Genomic DNA, 17,701 nt, shown 5'->3' on the forward strand with positions numbered 1-17,701 from the left:
TTCAATTTCAACCCCGCGAAAGAAATCTTTCACGTTTATCGTGGCAGCCATGACGGCGGTGTGTGAAAATAGAAGGAATACAGGCCATTTGACTTGAGGATATAGGCATGGCAAACCGCGAACAGCTGGAAGAACAACGTGAAGAGACCCGCCTGATCATCGAAGAACTGCTGGAAGACGGCAGCGATCCGGATGCGCTCTACACCATCGAACACCATTTCTCTGCTGAAAAGTTTGAAGTGCTGGAGCAGGCCGCTGTCGAAGCCTTCAAGCTGGGCTACGAAGTGACCGACGCCGAAGAGCTGGAAGTGGAAGACGGCACGCTGGTGATGTGCTGTGACGTGATCAGCGAAGTCGGCCTGAACGCCGAACTGATCGACACCCAGGTAGAGCAACTGTTGGCGCTGGCGGAACGTTGCGGCGTTAACTACGACGGTTGGGGCACCTACTATGAAGATCCGAACGGTGAAGACGGTGAGGATGATGAAGACGACGGTGAATTGATCGACGAAGATGACGACGGCAAACGCCACTGATTAATTTTTGCACAGGAGCCGGCGCAAGCCGGCCCTTATAATTAAGCTGATGAAATACCAATCCCTGTTATCCCCGATTCTAAACTTCCTGCACTGTGAAACGCCTGATGCCTGGATCGACGCTGCGCGCCGTCCGGAAAACCTGCCGCTGTTACTGACCGACCATATGGTGTGCGAACTGAAAGCGGCGCAGACCGGCATGTGGCTGATCCGTCGCTACGTGGCGGACAAAGAGAGCGGCGATGCCTTGCTGGCGTTGCTCAGGCCCTACGAGGCTTTTCTGCATGAAGCGCAGGGCGAGCCGGAAGCCTTGTTCCGCCAGGGCCAGTTCACCAGGAAAATCTTGCCGAAAAACGGGTCGGCCTACGGCCAGGAACTGGCGGACAAGATGGTGCTGTTGATCAAAGAAGAGCTGCACCACTTCTCGCAGGTGCTGGAGATCATGCAGGCGCGGCGCATCCCCTACAAGAAAATCACCGCCAGCCGCTATGCCAAAGGCATGATCCGCGAGGTTCGCACCCACGATCCGGCCACGCTGATCGACAAGCTGATCTGCGGCGCCTATATCGAAGCACGCTCCTGCGAACGCTTCGCCCGGTTGGCGCCGCATCTGGACGACGAGTTAAACCGTTTCTACGTCTCGCTGCTGCGCTCCGAGGCACGGCATTATCAGGATTACCTGACGCTGGCCGAGCAGATTGCCGGCGGCGACATCAGCGAGCGGGTGGCCCACTTCGGCCGCATTGAAGCTGAGCTGATCCTGTCGCCAGACAGCGAGCTGCGTTTCCACAGCGGCGTGCCCGCCGCCGCCTGACTGCCGGGCGTTCCCTTATTGCGGCGCGCCCAGCAGCAAATCCACCGCTTTTTCCGCCAGCATGATGGTCGGTGCATTGGTGTTGCCGCTGGTCACCTGCGGCATCACCGAGCAATCGATCACCCGCAGCCGTTCAAAGCCGTGTACCCGCAGTTGCAGATCGGTCACCGAGTCCTGCGGCGATTGGCCCATGCGGCAGCTGCCTACCGGGTGATACACCGTTTTGCAGAAGTTACGCACGAACTCCTCCAGTTGCGCCTCATCGTTCAGCCATGCCGGCTGCGGCATCAGCAGATCTTTGACGATCGGCTTGAGGGCGGCGGTTTGCAGGAAGCGCAGGCCGAATTTCACCGCGCGCACGCTGCCGGCCAGATCTTCCGGGTGGCCGAGATAATTGGCGTGCAGCTTGACCGGATCGCGCGGATCGCGGCTGCGCAGCAGCACTTCGCCACGCGCCTTCGGTTGCAGGTAGCCGACTTTCAGCGTGAAACCGTGAATATCCGGCAGCGGCTCGCCGGGCACGTCGTCCCAGCTGTCCAGCAGCGGCAGAAAGTGGATCTGCACGTCCGGCCGGCCGTCGCCCAGGCTGTCGGTGAAGGCGGCGCCTTCCAGCACGTTGGAGGTGAGCACGCCGCTGCGGAACGCCAGCCATTCAGCGCCGTGGCGCAGCGCCTGCAGGCCGCGATCGGCCCCGTACAGGCTGACCGGTTCACGGGTGCTGACGTTGATCGACATATGCAGGTGATCGTGAAAGTTCTTGCCCACCGGCAAGTCCGCACGCGGTTCGATCCCCAACTGTTGCAGGTGCTCGCGTGGCCCAATGCCGGACAGCATCAGGATCTTCGGCGAGCCTACCGCGCCGGCGCTGAGGATCACTTCTTTCGCGGCATGGGCGGTAACTTCGCCGCCGCCGTTCTGGCTATACACCACGCCGGTGGCCATGTTGCCGTCGAACACCACCCGATGCACCAGCGCGTTCAGTTTCACCACCAACCGTTGGTCGTTACGCACCGCTTTCAGATAGGTGCGGGCGGTGCTGGCGCGTTCGCCGTTATGGGTGGTGGTTTGGTAAAACCCCACGCCGTGCTGGCTGTCGCCGTTGAAATCGTTGCGATAAGGCAGGTTCAGCTCCTGGCCGGCGCGGATAAACGCCATGCTGAGCGGGTGGCGGTAGCGGTTCTCGCTGACCGGCAGCAACCCCTCGCCGCCGTGATAAGCGTCGGACAGGCTCTCGTTGGCCTCGGCGCGTTTGAAGTAGGGCAGCACGTCCTGATAGCCCCAGCCGACGCAGCCGTAACGTTCGGCCCATTCGTCGTAATCCTGCCGCTGGCCACGAATGTAGATCATGCCGTTGACCGAGCTGCTGCCGCCCAGCACTTTGCCCTGGGCAATTTGCATGCGGCGGTTGTTGGCGTGCGGCTCAGGTTCGGTTTCATACGGCCAGCTTTTTTTGGCGATGATTTTCGCCACGCCGGCCGGCATCTTGATGAACAGGTTATTGTCGTCGCCGCCGGCTTCCAGCAGCAGTACCCGCGCCTGGGTACGGCGGATCAGCTGCGCCGCCAGCACGCAGCCGGCGGAGCCTGCGCCGACAATGATGTAATCAAAAGCGTTTTCCGACATGACCTTTCTCCGTGCGAATGCGGCATAAGCCTGTCAGAGCAGAGTATCGCAAGGCGGCAAGAGGTCAATTTGTGATCGTTAATTTGTTAATGAATATCACAAAAAATATGATGATTGGTTTGTGATCTTCTTTTATCATTTTGATTTTATTGTTTTTATTTAAAACAATTAAAATATGACTATGTTAATGGTTTTGAGTGATTGGTTTCGGGCAGGGTTTGGATGCCGTGGGATAACAAAAAAAGGCAACCACAGCGGGAGAAACGCGTTAATAAAAACGCTGTGCCTTTGTTTTTTACCGGGAAATTAAATATGGGATTAATCCGATTAGAAAGGAAGTGTCAGAAAATGGGGGCTGCTATATGATAACGACACCTGATAGCGGATAATATATTAAGAAATATGGAAATTTCAATTAATAAGTCTAATTATTTAAAAGGGATTGCCATCATTCTGATGTTGGTCCATCACCTGTTCGCTTATCCAAGCCGAATTAGCCCCGATATTCCGGTATATCATATTGTTAGCGGGATAGACATTGAGATGTATCTTGGCCTTTTCGGCAAGATTTGCGTGTCGATGTTCCTGTTCTTGTCCGGTTATGGCTTTTCACTTAAAAAAGACATTTCTTTTAAATATATCTGGGGCAAGCTGAAGAATTTATATATCAGCTACTGGATAGTGTTGTTTATCTTTGTGCCGCTCGGCATCATTTTCTTTCCGGGTGAAAGATATTCCCTTTCGCCGTCGCTGTTTATTGAAAACCTCATTGGCCTCAAATCCACCTATAACAGCGAGTGGTGGTTCTTCAAACTTTATGTTCTGTACGTGCTCTCGTTGCCGCTGTTGTCGAAACTGAATACGACGGCCTTGTTGGGCGTGCTGTTTGCTGCGGCGCTGTGCGGCAGGGGATTGCAGTATTTCCCTTGGGCACCGCAGGTGTTGATCGAATATTGCACCTGGCTGCTGCCTTTTGGCTTTGGCATGGTGTTTGGCCGCACTCAACAGGCCCCGGCAGACTCGTGGCTGGCGAAGCTGATAGCCACGCTGGGGCGCACCCATCCGTTGATCTTGCTGGTGGTCACCGTGGCGGTGTTTATCGTTGCCCATAATCCGGGGCTGTTGCTGGTGACGCCGCTGTTTATCATCGCGATGATGAAAACCGCCGACGGGCTGGGCAGCAGGGTGAACAAGGTGGTGGTTGAGCTGGGCAAGCATTCGATGTACATGTGGCTGACCCACAGCTTCTACTGTTATTACTTCACCCAGAAACTGATTTTTGCGCCGCGCTATACGCCGCTGGTGCTGCTGCTGTTGATCCTGGTGTCGTACCTCACCAGCCTGGCGCTGAGCCGGATTGAGTGGGCGATCAAGGGGGGAATGAGGGGGAAAACAGATTCAAGGCGGGATCTGCCAGAAGGCTGACAAAGTCCGTTATTAGGGAGAGCGTGCCGAAGGGGTCGTAACGGCCTTGGCCGTCGGAGCGCCCCTCGGTGCGCTAGGCCCGAGTATCTCGGGCTTACAACCAACTCTGATTAAAGCGTTTTCAGCATGGTCACTTCGCAGTCGACGTGGCCGGTGGTGCCCATGGCGCAGTCGATATGTTCGAAGCCCAGATGCTCATACAGCCCGATGGCCTGCGTCAGGCTGGCGGTGGTTTCTAAATAACAACAGCGGAAGCCCTGTTGACGGGCAAACTCCAGGGCTTCCAACGCCAGGCGTTTCGCCAGGCCCTTGCCGCGCAAAACCGGCAGAAAATACATTTTCTGTAATTCGCAAATATCGTCTTCACCGCCCTGCAGCGGGGCAATGCCGCCGCCGCCGGCAATCTGGCCGTCGACTTCTATCACCCAATAAGCGCTGCGCGGCAGGCTGTAGAGCTGATACAAGGCGTCCAGATTGGGGTCGGAAACGGTATAGCCTTTATCCGCCGTCAAACCGTGCTCGGCGGAGACTTCGCGAATGACGTTAGCAATAGCGGCATTGTCGTCGGCCGTTATTGGGCGCACCAGAAGACGCACTGGGGTTGCTGTTGTCATGTTTACACTCGCCATAGAAGGGGTCATCACAACCCCGGAATTTCACTTTTGTTGCAGACAAAAACGCGCCGGGGTTATATCCCGGCGGCGTCCATGCGGCATTAATACCTTGTAATAACATCTATGCCCTTCATCTTTCAAGCTGCAGGTGTGTTGGCTGCGTTTTCTTACCCCAGTCACTTATTATGTAAGCTCCTGGGGCTTCGTTCACTTGCCGCCTTCCTGCACCTTGAAATCTATCGGGTATTTGCATGTCGGATGCAACGGCGATAAAAAAACAGCGGGGAGATCCCCGCTGTTTTCAGCTGTTGCCACCAACCCGCAGCCGTTACAGCGCGGCGATGGTCGCCTGTTGTTCCAGCAGCTTCACTTTGCCTTCTTTGCAGGCCGCCAGACGCTCGCGTTCTTTGGCGACCACCGCTTCCGGTGCGCGCGCCACAAAGCCTTCGTTCGACAACTTGCCTTCGATCGAGGCGATTTCCGCATCCAGCTTGCCCATCTCTTTCGACAGACGCGCGATTTCGGCGTCTTTATCGATAAAGCCGGCCATAGGGATCAGCAGCTCGGCGCCGTCCACCAGCTTGGTGACCGAAACCGGGCCTTTCTCGCCCGCAGGCAGCAGGGTGATGGACGCCAGGCGCGCCAGACGCTCGATAAAGCTCTGGTTCTCCTGCACGCGGCGCTGGGCGTCGGCGTTGCAGTTGCGCAGCAGCACATCCAGCTGTTTGCTTGGGGCGATATTCATCTCGGCGCGGATGTTACGCACCGCGGTGATCGCCTGCTTGATCCACTCCAGGTCGTTCAGCGCCTGCGTGTCTTCCAGCACGGCGTCGTACTCTGGGAACGGCTGCAGCATGATGGTGTCTGCGGTTTCGCCGGTCAGGGTTTTCACGCGCTGCCAGATGGTTTCGGTAATGAACGGGATCACCGGGTGCGCCAGGCGCAGCAGGGCTTCCAGCACGGTGATCAGCGTGTGGCGGGTGCCGCGCTGTTCCGCTTCGCTGCCGTTGCTCACCACCGGCTTGGTCAGCTCCAGATACCAGTCGCAGAACTGGTTCCAGGTGAATTCATACAGAATGTTGGCGGCCAGATCGAAGCGATAGGTGTCCAGCGCTTCGCGGTAAGCCTTCACCGTACGGTTGAATTCGGCCAGGATCCAGCGGTCCGCCAGCGACAGCACTTTCTCGCCGCCGTTGAAGCCGCAGTCTTGACCTTCCGCGTTCATCAGCACAAAGCGGCTGGCGTTCCACAGCTTGTTACAGAAGTTGCGGTAGCCTTCCAGGCGCTTCATGTCCCAGTTGATGTCGCGGCCGGTAGAGGCCAGCGCCGCCAGGGTGAAGCGCAGGGCGTCGGTGCCGTGCGGTTCGATACCGTTCGGGAACTGCTTCTCGGTGCGCTTGCGGATTTTTTCCGCCAGCTGCGGCTGCATCATGTTGCCGGTGCGTTTTTCCAGCAGGTCTTCCAGCGAGATGCCGTCGACCATGTCCAGCGGATCGATCACGTTGCCTTTCGACTTGGACATTTTCTGCCCTTCGTCGTCGCGGATCAGGCCGGTCATGTAGACCGTCTTGAACGGGACCTGCGGCTTGCCGTTTTCGTCCTTCATGAAGTGCATGGTCAGCATGATCATGCGCGCAATCCAGAAGAAGATGATATCGAAGCCGCTGACCATCACGCTGGTCGGGTGGAAGGTTTTCAGCGCGTCGGTCTGCTCCGGCCAGCCCAGGGTAGAGAAGGTCCACAGGCCGGAAGAGAACCAGGTGTCCAGCACGTCTTCGTCCTGGTTCAGCACCACGTCCGCGCCCAGGTTGTTTTCGCGGCGCACTTCTTCTTCGCTGCGGCCAACGTAGACTTTGCCGTTCACGTCGTACCAAGCCGGAATGCGGTGGCCCCACCACAGCTGACGGGAGATGCACCAGTCCTGAATGTCGCGCATCCAGCTGAAGTACATGTTTTCGTACTGTTTCGGCACGAACTGAATTTCGCCTTGCTCAACGGCTTCCACCGCCACTTTCGCCAGCGGTGCAGTGCGCACGTACCATTGGTCGGTCAGCATCGGTTCGATCACCACGCCGCCGCGGTCGCCGTAAGGCACCGTCAGGTCGTGCGGTTTGATCTCTTCCAGTAAACAAAGCTCTTCAAAGGCGGCAACTACCGCTTTACGCGCCGCGAAACGCTCCAGGCCACGGAACTGGGCCGGGATTTCGTTGCAGTAGTCGGTGCAGATTTCGCCGAGCGTGTTGAACACTTCCGCTTCCTGGCGGATATCGCCGTCGAAAGTCAGGATGTTGATCATCGGCAGGCCGTGACGTTTACCGACTTCGTAGTCGTTAAAGTCGTGCGCCGGGGTGATTTTCACGCAGCCGGTGCCTTTTTCCATATCGGCGTGTTCGTCGCCGACGATGCGGATGCGGCGGCCAACCAGCGGCAGAATGATTTCTTTGCCGATGAGGTCTTTGTAGCGCGGATCTTCCGGGTTCACCGCCACGCCGGTATCACCGAGCACGGTTTCCGGACGGGTGGTGGCGACCACCAGATACTCTTTGCCTTCGGCGGTTTTCGCGCCGTCGGCCAGCGGGTAGCGCAGGTGCCACATCGAGCCTTTGGACTCGCGGTTTTCCACTTCCAGATCGGAGATGGCGGTGCGCAGTTTCGGATCCCAGTTCACCAGGCGCTTGCCGCGGTAGATCAGATCTTCTTTGTGCAGGCGGACAAACACTTCGCGTACCGCGTTGGACAGGCCTTCGTCCATGGTGAAGCGCTCGCGCTCCCAGTCGACGGAGTTGCCCAGACGGCGCATCTGGCGGGTGATGGTGCCGCCGGATTCCGCTTTCCACTGCCAGATTTTGTCGATGAACGCGTCGCGGCCATAGTCATGGCGGGTTTTGTTTTCTTCTGCGGCGATCTTGCGCTCAACCACCATCTGGGTGGCGATACCGGCATGGTCGGTACCGGCCTGCCACAGGGTGTTTTTCCCCTGCATGCGCTGGTAGCGGATCATGGTGTCCATGATGGTCTGCTGGAAGGCGTGGCCCATGTGCAGGCTGCCGGTGACGTTCGGCGGCGGGATCATGATGCAGAAGCTTTCCTGGCTGGTATCGCCGTTTGGCTTGAAGTAACCCTGGTTTTCCCAGTGATCGTACAGCTTCTGTTCGATCTCTTTCGGGTCGTATGCGGTATCGAGATGACTGTTTGTCTTTTCCATTTTATATCGTTGTTCAGTGAGTTGGCGGCGTTGCCGTGGTCAAATGGAAGCCGACGCTGCGATAGGCTTTATATCGGTCGCGCGCCAACTGTTTCAGGGTGTCTTCGTAAGGGACGAAGTCTACCACTTCATGGAAAGCAGTAGCAAAATCTGCAAACTGCGGCAGCAGGGCGATCAGCAGATCCCGTGGGGAGTTGCCGCGCTTGCCGGGCCAGCACAGCTCTACCGGCGCACCGTAGTGCGGGCCTTCGCCAGCCAGGTTGTGCGGCACAAACTGGTGCGGATCGCGCTGCCACAGCGCTTCGTCCAGCCGCTGGGCCTGTTCCTGGCTCTCGCAGGCGATCAACACCCGCTTGCCGGAACGCCAACGTTCGGCGGCAACGGCGCAGGCCACGGCCTCATGCGCGCTGAGCGCGCCTGCCGGTTCTGCCTGTTCGATTAAATAGAACGTTGCCTGTTTCATATAACCCCTTCATCTTTCAAGCTGCAGCTGTGTTGGCTGCCCTCCCTCACCCCAGTCACTTACCGGTGTAAGCTCCTGGGGATTCTCTCGGTTGCCGCCTTGCTGCAACTCGAAAGCTATCGGGTTTATAAAATTGTGCGCCATTACTAAAAATACAAGGGTACAGCATGCTGTACCCTTGAGGGATTATACCTGAATTACCGCTCAGATTTAATCGTCGCCGTTTAGGCCTGCACGGTTGAGCAAGAACTGAGACAGCAAGGCTACCGGACGCCCGGTCGCCCCTTTGGCCTTGCCGGAACGCCAGGCGGTGCCGGCGATGTCCAGGTGCGCCCAGCTGTACTTGCGGGTAAAGCGCGACAGGAAGCAGGCGGCGGTGATGGCACCCCCCGGACGGCCGCCAATGTTCGCCATATCGGCAAAATTGGAGTCCAGCTGCTCGTAGTACTCGTCGGCCATCGGCAAACGCCACGCGCGGTCGCCGGCCTGCTCGGACGCACCGATCAGTTCGTGCGCCAGCGGGTTGTGGTTCGACATCAGGCCGGTGATGTGGTGGCCCAGCGCGATCACGCAGGCGCCGGTCAGGGTGGCGACGTCAATCACCAGCTCCGGATCGAAACGCTCGACGTAGGTCAGGGTGTCGCACAGCACCAGGCGGCCTTCGGCGTCGGTGTTGAGCACCTCGACGGTCTGGCCGGACATGGTGGTCAGCACGTCGCCCGGACGATAAGCGCTGCCGCCCGGCATGTTTTCACAGCCGGCCAGCACGCCGATCACGTTCAGCGGCAGGTTCAGCTCCGCCACTACGCGCATCACACCGTACACGGTGGCGGCGCCGCACATGTCGTACTTCATCTCGTCCATGCCTTCGGCAGGTTTGATCGAGATACCACCGGAATCGAAGGTCAGCCCTTTGCCCACCAGCACGATCGGCTTAGCGTCCGGGTTCGGGTTGCCCTTATATTCCATCACCGACATCAATGATTCGTTCTGCGAACCATGGCCGACCGCCAGATAGGCGTTCATCCCCAGCTCTTTCATCTGCTGCTCGCCGATGACGCGGGTAACGATGTTGGTGCTGAAGGCGTCCGCCAGTTGGCGAGCCTGGGAGGCCAGGTAACCGGCGTTACAGATGTTCGGCGGCATGTTGCCGAGATCTTTCGCCGCTTTAATGCCGGAAGCCACCGCCAGACCGTGCTGGATAGCGCGTTCGCCGCTGGTCAGTTCGCGACGGGTCGGCACGTTGAACACCATTTTGCGCAGCGGACGGCGCGGCTCCACTTTATTGCTTTTCAGCTGATCGAAGGTGTAGAGCGTTTCTTTGGCGGTTTCTACCGCCTGGCGCACCTTCCAGTAAGTGTTGCGGCCTTTCACGTGCAGCTCGGTCAGGAAGCAGACCGCTTCCATGGAGCCGGTATCGTTAAGGGTATTGATGGTTTTTTGAATCACCTGTTTGTACTGGCGTTCATCGAGCTCGCGCTCTTTGCCACAGCCGATTAACAGGATGCGTTCGGAGAGAATGTTAGGCACATGGTGCAGCAGTAATGTCTGCCCGACTTTACCTTCCAGTTCGCCACGGCGCAGCAATGCGCTGATATAACCATCACTGATTTTGTCGAGTTGTTCTGCGATAGGGGACAAGCGGCGCGGTTCGAAAACGCCGACTACAATACAGGCACTGCGCTGTTTTTCCGGGCTACCGCTTTTTACACTGAACTCCATGCACTCTCCTGAATCTTAAAGACAAAGGCGGAAGCTACGGCTAGAATGACCCAAACGCCGTAATCAACTCCCGCCATTGAGTTAACTAACTATGTTAACCTGAACGGCGTAAATTGCTCTGTTTTGGCGACTATAAGCAAGTTCCTATAGGACACCCAAATGCTAGATGTTGTAATACTATTTTAGCTATGACGGTTGCCATATGATGAGAATAAATGGCGGATTAGCGATGAAACTATCGATTTTCCTGCAAAAAGACAAGTTTTCACAGGCGTAATAAGCGTGATCATCATAAGATATCTGGTACGGGAAACGCTAAAGAGCCAAATCGCGATCCTTTTCATCCTGCTTCTGATCTTCTTTTGTCAGAACCTGGTCAAGGTGTTAGGCGACGCGGTGGACGGCGATGTCCCGACAAATTTAGTCCTTTCTCTGCTTGCATTGGGTGTGCCGAAGATGGCGCAGCTAATCCTGCCATTAAGCCTGTTTCTCGGCTTGTTGATGACGCTTGGGCGGTTGTATACCGACAGCGAAATCACCGTTATGCACGCCTGCGGGCTGGGTAAACGCACCCTGATCATCGCCGCGATGGTGCTGGCGCTGATCACCTCCGCCGTGGCGGCGGTAAACGTGTTCTGGGCCGGCCCGCTGGCCTCCCGTTATCAGGACGTGGTGATCAGCGAGGCGAAAGCCAACCCGAGCATCGCCGGCCTGGCGGAAGGGCAGTTCAAACCCTCGCAAGACGGCAACGCGGTGTTGTTTATCGGCAACGTCAAGGGCAGCACCTTCAACGACGTGTTCCTGGCGCAACTGCGGCCGAACGGCAACCAGCGCCCTTCCGTGGTGGTGGCCGAGCACGGCAAGATCAACCAAATGAAAGACGGTTCGCAGGTGGTGACGCTGGACAAAGGCACCCGCTTTGAAGGCACCGCGCTGCTGCGCGACTTCCGCATTACCGATTTCAACGACTATAAAGCGGTGGTGGGCCACCGTGCGGTCGCCATTGACGGCAATCAGGCCGAGCAGATGTCGATGCAGACGCTGTGGCAGTCGGACGACCCGGACGCGCGCGCCGAGTTCCACTGGCGCCTGACGCTGGTGCTTTCCGTGGCCATTATGGCGCTGCTGGTGGTACCGCTCAGCGTGGTGAACCCGCGCCAGGGCCGCGTGCTGAGCATGCTGCCGGCCATCCTGCTGTATTTGATTTTCTTCCTGCTGCAGACCTCGCTGCGTTCCAACGGCGGCAAGGGCAAGCTGGACCCGATGATCTGGCTGTGGGTGGTCAATGCGGCGTACTTCGCGATCTCGCTGGCGCTAAACCTGTGGGATACCGTGCCGATGCGCAAGCTGCGCGCACGCCTGAGAGGAGCGGCCTGATGTTTGGCGTTTTAGACCGATATATCGGTAAGACGATTTTCAACACCATCATCATGACGCTGTTCATGCTGGTGTCGCTTTCCGGCATCATCAAGTTCGTCGACCAGCTGCGCAAAGTGGGCCAGGGCGAGTACTCGGCGCTGAGCGCGGGGATGTTTACCCTGCTGAGCGTACCGAAGGACATCGAGATTTTCTTCCCGATGGCGGCCCTGCTGGGCGCATTGCTCGGCCTGGGGCAACTGGCGACGCGCAGTGAACTGGTGGTGATGCAGGCTTCCGGTTTTACCCGCATGCAGATCGCCGGCTCGGTGATGAAAACCGCTATCCCGCTGGTGCTGTTGACCATGGCGATTGGCGAGTGGGTGGCGCCGCAGGGCGACCAGATGGCGCGCAACTACCGTGCGCAGCAGATGTACGGCGGCTCGCTGCTTTCCACCAAAAACGGCCTGTGGGCGAAGGACGGCAACGACTTCATCTACATCGAGCGCGTGGCGGGCGAGAAAGAGCTTTCCGGCGTGAATATCTACCATTTCAACGACCAGCGCAGGCTGGAGACGGTGCGCTACGCCGCTACCGCCAGCTTTGAAGACGGCGTGTGGAAGCTTTCGCAGGTGGATACTTCCGACCTGACCAACGAAAAGCAGGTTACCGGCACCCAAACCTTGACCGGCGAATGGAAAACCAACCTGACCCCGGACAAACTGGGCGTGGTGGCGCTGGACCCAACCTCACTCTCCATCAGCGGCCTGCACAACTACGTGAAGTACCTGAAGCAGAGCGGCCAGGAAGCCAACCGCTACCAGTTGAACATGTGGAGCAAGGTGTTCTCGCCGCTTTCTGTGGCGGTGATGATGCTGATGGCGCTGTCGTTCATCTTCGGGCCGCTGCGCAGCGTGCCGATGGGCGTGCGCGTGGTGACCGGCATCAGCTTCGGGTTCCTGTTCTACGTGCTGGACCAGATCTTCGGCCCGCTGAGCCTGGTGTACAACATGCCGCCGGTGCTGGGCGCGCTGCTGCCGAGCATGCTGTTCTTGTTAATCAGCGTTTATATGCTGCTGAAACGCAAGTAGCGGCGCGACAGACGATTTAAAAAGGCGCAGCCATTGGGTTGCGCCTTTTTTGTTTCTGGGGCCTGGTGCGGCGCGGAGCGTGATTACGGCGGGTCAGACGTTGGCGCGCGGCATGCTGCGCCCACAAAATGGGCACAATGTGACCCCGACGACGATTTTTTCAGCACTTAACTCATTGAACAACGGATAAGTGTTGCATGCGGATCGCTGAAAGGTATAATTCACCCGTTTTCCGCATACTACTTGCAGTGCCGAAGTGGCGAAATCGGTAGACGCAGTTGATTCAAAATCAACCGTAGAGATACGTGCCGGTTCGAGTCCGGCCTTCGGCACCATTAGTACAGCGCGAACAAGAAGCCACCGAAAGGTGGTTTTTTGTGCCTGAAATCCAGCATTTACCTTCCTTTCTCGCTATATTAACTCTCTCAAGTTCAACCGACCTCAACGTACATCTACCAACACATGTTGGTACAGATGATGGTATTTCCGGTTCGATAATGCTTGTACCAACAGAGAGGGATAAGCATGGCTCTAACAGATATCAAAGTCAGAACAGTCAAGCCAACAGATAAGTAATACAAGCTGACCGATGGCAACAGTATGCATCTTCTCGTCCACCTAAATGGTTCAAGATACTGGCGTCAGGAGTACCGCTTTGGCGGGAAACAAAAGATGCTGGCGCTTGGGGTTTATCCTGAAATCACACTGGCTGATGCCAGAGCACGTCGTGACGAGGCGCGTAAGCTGCTAGCGAATGGCGTCGATCCGGGAGACAAAAAGAAAAATGATAAGGTTGAGCAGAGTAAAGCACGCACCTTCAAAGAGGTGGCGATCGAGTGGCATGGTACCAATAAAAAGTGGTCTGAAGATCACGCCTATCGTGTGCTAAACGTCTGGAAGACAATCTCTTCGCAGCGCTTGGTGAGCGTAACATCGCTGAGTTAAAAACTCGTGATTTATTAACACCCATTAAAGCCGTAGAGATGTCTGGACGTCTTGAGGTTGCTGCCCGTCTTCAACAGCGCACTACGGCCATCATGCGGTATGCGGTGCAAAGTGGGTTAATTGATTACAACCCGGCGCAAGAGATGGCTGGGGCGGTTGCTTCTGGTAATAGACAACATCGTCCAGCACTGGAATTAAAGTGCATCCCTGAGTTACTTGAGAAAATAGGCGGCTATACTGGCAGGCCGCTAACCCGTTGGGCAACGGAACTCACTCTTCTTATCTTTATTCGTTCTAGTGAGCTGCGCTTTGCTCGCTGGGTGGAGATCGATTTTGAAGCATCAATGTGGACGATCCCACCAGAACGAGAGCCGATTCCCGGCGTGAAACATTCTCATCGGGGATCAAAGATGCGGACACCGCATCTGGTACCGCTTTCTAAACAGGCGCTGGCGATCCTGAAGCAGATAAAACAGTTTTGCGGGGAGCATGAACTGATTTTTATTGGTGATCATGATCCGCGTAAGCCAATGAGCGAAAACACCGTAAACAGTGCGCTACGGGTGATGGGATATGATACTAAGGTTGAGGTTTGCGGCCACGGCTTCCGTACAATGGCCTGTAGTTCGTTAATTGAGTCAGGACTTATGGTCGAAGGATGCGGTGGAAAGGCAGATGAGCCATATGGAACGCAATTCGGTGAGGGCGGCGTATATCCATAAAGCGGAACACCTGGATGAACGCAAGTTGATGTTGCAGTGGTGGGCGGATTTTTTGGATGCAAACCGGGAGATGGGGATTACGCCGTTTGATTATGCGAAAGTCAATCGGGGTAATGGCGTGTGAGTTGAATGCCTTTATTTCTCGGTTGATGTTTAAATTAAAATGACCAACCAGCCCGCTTAGGACTGGTTGGTCGCTGTATTTTTTACCGTTGTTATCAGAATTCCATCTGCCAGGTACAGAGCCGTCAGGCAAAAAGGATGTCTGCAATAATGCCTTGAATGTACATATAGTTGCGAGCATCATCGCAAACATGTGCTCATGGATTCTTCAACGCAATGACCTCTGACAAAACCCTAAAGCAAGCGATATCAAATATTACTATTTGGCGCAAAGGCGAACAGCGTGCGCCACATAAGCCATTATTGCTGCTGCACGTTCTCTCACACTATCGGCAGGGGCATGGTCGCCTGTTTAACTATGGTTCTGAAATCTACGAGCCCCTGTTGGATCTTCTGGAACGTTTTGGACCGCAGCGCCGTGACCAGCGCCCGGACATGCCGTTCTGGCGTCTGAAGGGCGATGGCTTCTGGGTACTACAAAACGCGGAACTGTGCTCAACCAATGGTAGCCGCCAGCCGCCCCGCCGTGAACTCATCGAATATAATGTCGCGGGTGGATTTGATGCCGATAATTTTGCGTTGGTGGCAAAAAATTACATGTTAATTGATTCGCTGGCGCAGCAGCTCCTGGAGGCGCATTTCCCGGCCAGTATTCAGGAAGAGATCGCTGAGGAGATGGGTTTTGATATTCGCACTTCTGTCCGTCAACGCGATCCGAAGTTTCGCCAGATGGTGCTACGTGCTTACAATTATCAGTGTGCGATCTGCGGATTCAACATGCGCCACGACAATGCGCCGATTGCTCTGGAAGCTGCTCATATCAGATGGAAGCAGCACCATGGCCCTTGTGAAGTACCTAATGGCCTGGCATTGTGCGCAATCCATCATAAAGCGTTTGATCGCGGTTCGGTTAGCTTGGATGAAAATATGCGTGTGGTGGTTTCCGGCGCGGTAAATGGTGGTGGGGTAGTACAGCGGCTGTTCTGGGATTTTGCAGGAAAGGCGATTGCGTTGCCACCGGTTAAAGAAAATTATCCGGGCGAGCAGTTTGTGGAATGGCACAGGAAAGAGGTGTTTAGAGGTGAGTATTGATCTGAGGTAGAGCAGATATTTTGCATGCGGTATACAAACTATTCAGCTGTATTAGCCCAGATTTGACCTGACACATCTATTGCACAGAGCCAAACCTAATCTGAAAGGCAGTTCTGTGCCAGGAACGGACGTTTGCATACAGCAATGGTTTAATATCAGTCCCATTTCTGTGCCCAGTATTTGTACATCTGAAAAAGGAAAGAGACGAGTGTTCAGCCATTTTCAAGCACAATAACTCATCTTTCAAATATATCCTATAAATTAATGAACTCTTTTTTCTAATTTACGATAGAATCCGTCAATGGTGCTGAAAAGTAAAAGCGTTTGTTTGATTTTTTCTGTAACATGTTTCTATCTAGTAAAGGAAGAGAGTTGTATGGATAGTGACTATATAAAATGGATGCCGTTTATTACGGGTGTTTTAAGTGCTATTATTGCTGCTACTGTCGCATGTTTCATTGCAATGTTAAATAATCACATTGGGAGAGTTAAGTCTCAAAATGAATGGCGTAGAGATAGGGCTATCGAAGTTATAATGGAATTCAAAAGAGCAATAAAGGAATATGATAACACCCTCCATTTCAAGGCTATTGAATTAAGTCAGGAAAATTGTAATGATAAGAATCATGCCAAACACTTACTAATTATTAATTCCATATGTGATGACAAAATTGATTCTTTAGCAATTGCCAAGGGAAAGCTTGAATTGTTTATACCGCAAGCAGTTAGGAAGGAATTAATGAAAGCGTACATTTCGTATACGGATGGTATCTTGGATTACTATGCATCTTATGCTATTAAAGAGGCTCATGTAATAAGTAAAACTGACATTGATATGCAACCTCTGTTTTTAAAAATAATTGACAATCTAAAGTGACTGCTTTTGACATTTTTATCTTAAAATGGCTGGTAATGACACTGCCATTTTAAATAACACTGAAGGTTCTTAATAGATTTAAATGTGATATCTATTTTTTTGGCTTTTTTACTCAAACTGCTCATTAAGAATTATTTCAATCGCTAATTTTACTGTATCAAATGGTTTAAAATATTCTTCCTCGGTTAATTGATGTACGCTATTAGTCACTGTGAGTATCCCAGAAAACCGCGCCACCAACTTTTGAGATCCCTCGTAATACAGCTAAGTCAATATCCACTGTTCGCTCATGAGAGACAACCATACTCAAATCTCCCACATTGCAGGAGATTTGAGTATGAACACGTCACCGTGGAACAAAGACCGCTTCAGATTTCTCATATCTGGGGGGCGAATCAGACTTGAACTGGAAGGTAAAACGCGCGATCTAGCCCTGTCCAACATGGCTTTAGACAGTAAGCTACGGGCCTGTGATCTGGTAAAACTTAAAGTATCAGATGTTACATATGGCAGTTCTGTTTCGAGCAGAGCAACGGTGTTACAACAGAAAACCGGTAGCCCCGTCCAATTTGAGATAACCAAAGGGACAAGAGAAGCAGTTGCAGTGCTAATAAAGCTGGGCAATCTGCACTGTAAAGGCTACTTGCTCCAATCTTGGGTCGGTTCTTGCCAGCATATCTCAACCCGACAATACAATCGCATTTTTCATGGATGAACAACAAAGCTTGGTCTTGATAATTTACTGTACGGGACACATTCCATGAGAAGAACAAAACCTTACCTGATATACAAGAAAACAAAGAATCTCCGGGTGATCCAACTTCGGTTGGGCCATAAGAAACTGGGAAGCACAGGCCGTTATCTGGGCATTGAAGTCGATGATGCGTTAGGGATCTCTGAGTCAATTGAGGTCTGAGTTAGCCAGAGCCGCAGAAGCAACCCTGTGCCATAAGAGCGTTATGGCACATTAGATCAGATACCTGAAAGCGCACGATATGCTTGGTAGGATACAATTATCTTATGGGAATTTCCCCTCTCCTCCAGTCTTTATTTATAAAAAACCGTCAGGCTGTGAGGTCCAATATCATATATT

The 17,701-nt window shown here is 54.4% G+C and carries 12 protein-coding genes, 1 tRNA gene and 2 pseudogenes; 10 read left to right on the forward strand and 5 right to left on the reverse strand.

Annotated elements, in window-relative coordinates; genetic code table 11:
- Positions 1-107 precede the first annotated feature (107 nt).
- Together rraB and miaE are read left to right on the forward strand one after the other, a co-directional pair.
- Positions 108-536, forward strand: a complete 429-nt coding sequence (gene rraB, locus V2S86_RS16420) for a ribonuclease E inhibitor RraB (RefSeq protein WP_330763321.1) — start codon at positions 108-110, stop codon at positions 534-536.
- Between the two features lie 49 nt (positions 537-585).
- Positions 586-1,350, forward strand: a complete 765-nt coding sequence (miaE, locus tag V2S86_RS16425) for a tRNA isopentenyl-2-thiomethyl-A-37 hydroxylase MiaE (RefSeq protein WP_330763322.1) — start codon at positions 586-588, stop codon at positions 1,348-1,350.
- Between the two features lie 15 nt (positions 1,351-1,365).
- Here the strand turns inward: miaE and V2S86_RS16430 are convergent, their stop codons facing one another.
- Entirely contained in the window at positions 1,366-2,973 is a 1,608-nt protein-coding gene (locus tag V2S86_RS16430; protein ID WP_330763323.1) for a GMC family oxidoreductase, read from the reverse strand.
- Positions 2,974-3,375: 402 nt separating this feature from the next.
- On the opposite strand from V2S86_RS16430, the gene V2S86_RS16435 reads away from it, so the two are divergent.
- Positions 3,376-4,398, forward strand: coding sequence for an acyltransferase family protein (locus V2S86_RS16435; RefSeq protein WP_330763324.1), 1,023 nt, complete (start codon positions 3,376-3,378; stop codon positions 4,396-4,398).
- Between the two features lie 110 nt (positions 4,399-4,508).
- Here the strand turns inward: V2S86_RS16435 and V2S86_RS16440 are convergent, their stop codons facing one another.
- From V2S86_RS16440 to pepA, 4 genes are all read right to left on the reverse strand, one after another.
- Positions 4,509-5,012, reverse strand: coding sequence for a GNAT family N-acetyltransferase (locus V2S86_RS16440; protein WP_330763325.1), 504 nt, complete (start codon positions 5,010-5,012; stop codon positions 4,509-4,511).
- 328 nt (positions 5,013-5,340) lie between these two features.
- The gene (locus V2S86_RS16445; protein ID WP_330763326.1) at positions 5,341-8,217 is read right to left on the reverse strand and encodes a valine--tRNA ligase; all 2,877 of its coding nucleotides are present in this window, start codon (positions 8,215-8,217) and stop codon (positions 5,341-5,343) included.
- A 13-nt stretch (positions 8,218-8,230) separates the two neighbouring features.
- Positions 8,231-8,680 carry a DNA polymerase III subunit chi gene (locus tag V2S86_RS16450; protein WP_199637974.1) on the reverse strand — a complete coding sequence of 150 codons (450 nt, stop codon included), beginning with the start codon at positions 8,678-8,680 and terminating at the stop codon, positions 8,231-8,233.
- Positions 8,681-8,890: 210 nt separating this feature from the next.
- Entirely contained in the window at positions 8,891-10,402 is a 1,512-nt protein-coding gene (gene pepA, locus V2S86_RS16455; RefSeq protein ID WP_062869416.1) for a leucyl aminopeptidase, read from the reverse strand.
- 282 nt (positions 10,403-10,684) lie between these two features.
- Here pepA and lptF point away from each other — a divergent pair, with 282 nt between their 5' ends.
- The 7 genes and pseudogenes from lptF to V2S86_RS16490 all read left to right on the forward strand — a co-directional run bounded on the left by lptF (position 10,685) and on the right by V2S86_RS16490 (position 17,524).
- Positions 10,685-11,779, forward strand: coding sequence for an LPS export ABC transporter permease LptF (lptF, locus tag V2S86_RS16460; protein ID WP_330763327.1), 1,095 nt, complete (start codon positions 10,685-10,687; stop codon positions 11,777-11,779).
- Complete coding sequence (gene lptG, locus V2S86_RS16465) at positions 11,779-12,849, forward strand: LPS export ABC transporter permease LptG (protein ID WP_311994165.1); 1,071 nt, start codon at positions 11,779-11,781, stop codon at positions 12,847-12,849. The genes lptF and lptG overlap by 1 nt, the downstream gene beginning before the upstream one ends.
- Positions 12,850-13,099: 250 nt before the next feature.
- Positions 13,100-13,184, forward strand: a tRNA-Leu gene (locus V2S86_RS16470).
- Between the two features lie 247 nt (positions 13,185-13,431).
- Positions 13,432-14,640: pseudogene (locus V2S86_RS16475) on the forward strand (tyrosine-type recombinase/integrase).
- Positions 14,641-14,855: 215 nt separating this feature from the next.
- Positions 14,856-15,731, forward strand: a complete 876-nt coding sequence (locus V2S86_RS16480) for a phosphorothioated DNA-binding restriction endonuclease (protein ID WP_330763328.1) — start codon at positions 14,856-14,858, stop codon at positions 15,729-15,731.
- Positions 15,732-16,107: 376 nt separating this feature from the next.
- Positions 16,108-16,608, forward strand: a complete 501-nt coding sequence (locus V2S86_RS16485) for a hypothetical protein (protein ID WP_330763329.1) — start codon at positions 16,108-16,110, stop codon at positions 16,606-16,608.
- A 351-nt stretch (positions 16,609-16,959) separates the two neighbouring features.
- Positions 16,960-17,524 (forward strand): annotated as a pseudogene (locus V2S86_RS16490) (tyrosine-type recombinase/integrase).
- The last annotated feature ends 177 nt before the right edge of the window (positions 17,525-17,701 follow it).

Origin of the sequence: Serratia sp. C2(1) (genome assembly GCF_036352655.1) — a bacterium.
In the GTDB taxonomy this organism is placed as follows: domain Bacteria; phylum Pseudomonadota; class Gammaproteobacteria; order Enterobacterales; family Enterobacteriaceae; genus Serratia; species Serratia inhibens.

Excerpts from the sequence above, each read along its gene's own strand:
- V2S86_RS16435 (WP_330763324.1), top strand. The coding sequence starts at position 3,376 with ATGGAAATTTCAATTAATAAGTCTAATTATTTAAAAGGGATTGCCATC.
- V2S86_RS16485 (WP_330763329.1), top strand. The coding sequence starts at position 16,108 with ATGGATAGTGACTATATAAAATGGATGCCGTTTATTACGGGTGTTTTA.
- V2S86_RS16480 (WP_330763328.1), top strand. The coding sequence starts at position 14,856 with ATGACCTCTGACAAAACCCTAAAGCAAGCGATATCAAATATTACTATT.
- V2S86_RS16430 (WP_330763323.1), bottom strand. The coding sequence starts at position 2,973 with ATGTCGGAAAACGCTTTTGATTACATCATTGTCGGCGCAGGCTCCGCC.
- V2S86_RS16445 (WP_330763326.1), bottom strand. The coding sequence starts at position 8,217 with ATGGAAAAGACAAACAGTCATCTCGATACCGCATACGACCCGAAAGAG.
- rraB (WP_330763321.1), top strand. The coding sequence starts at position 108 with ATGGCAAACCGCGAACAGCTGGAAGAACAACGTGAAGAGACCCGCCTG.
- pepA (WP_062869416.1), bottom strand. The coding sequence starts at position 10,402 with ATGGAGTTCAGTGTAAAAAGCGGTAGCCCGGAAAAACAGCGCAGTGCC.
- V2S86_RS16450 (WP_199637974.1), bottom strand. The coding sequence starts at position 8,680 with ATGAAACAGGCAACGTTCTATTTAATCGAACAGGCAGAACCGGCAGGC.
- miaE (WP_330763322.1), top strand. The coding sequence starts at position 586 with ATGAAATACCAATCCCTGTTATCCCCGATTCTAAACTTCCTGCACTGT.
- V2S86_RS16440 (WP_330763325.1), bottom strand. The coding sequence starts at position 5,012 with ATGACAACAGCAACCCCAGTGCGTCTTCTGGTGCGCCCAATAACGGCC.
- lptG (WP_311994165.1), top strand. The coding sequence starts at position 11,779 with ATGTTTGGCGTTTTAGACCGATATATCGGTAAGACGATTTTCAACACC.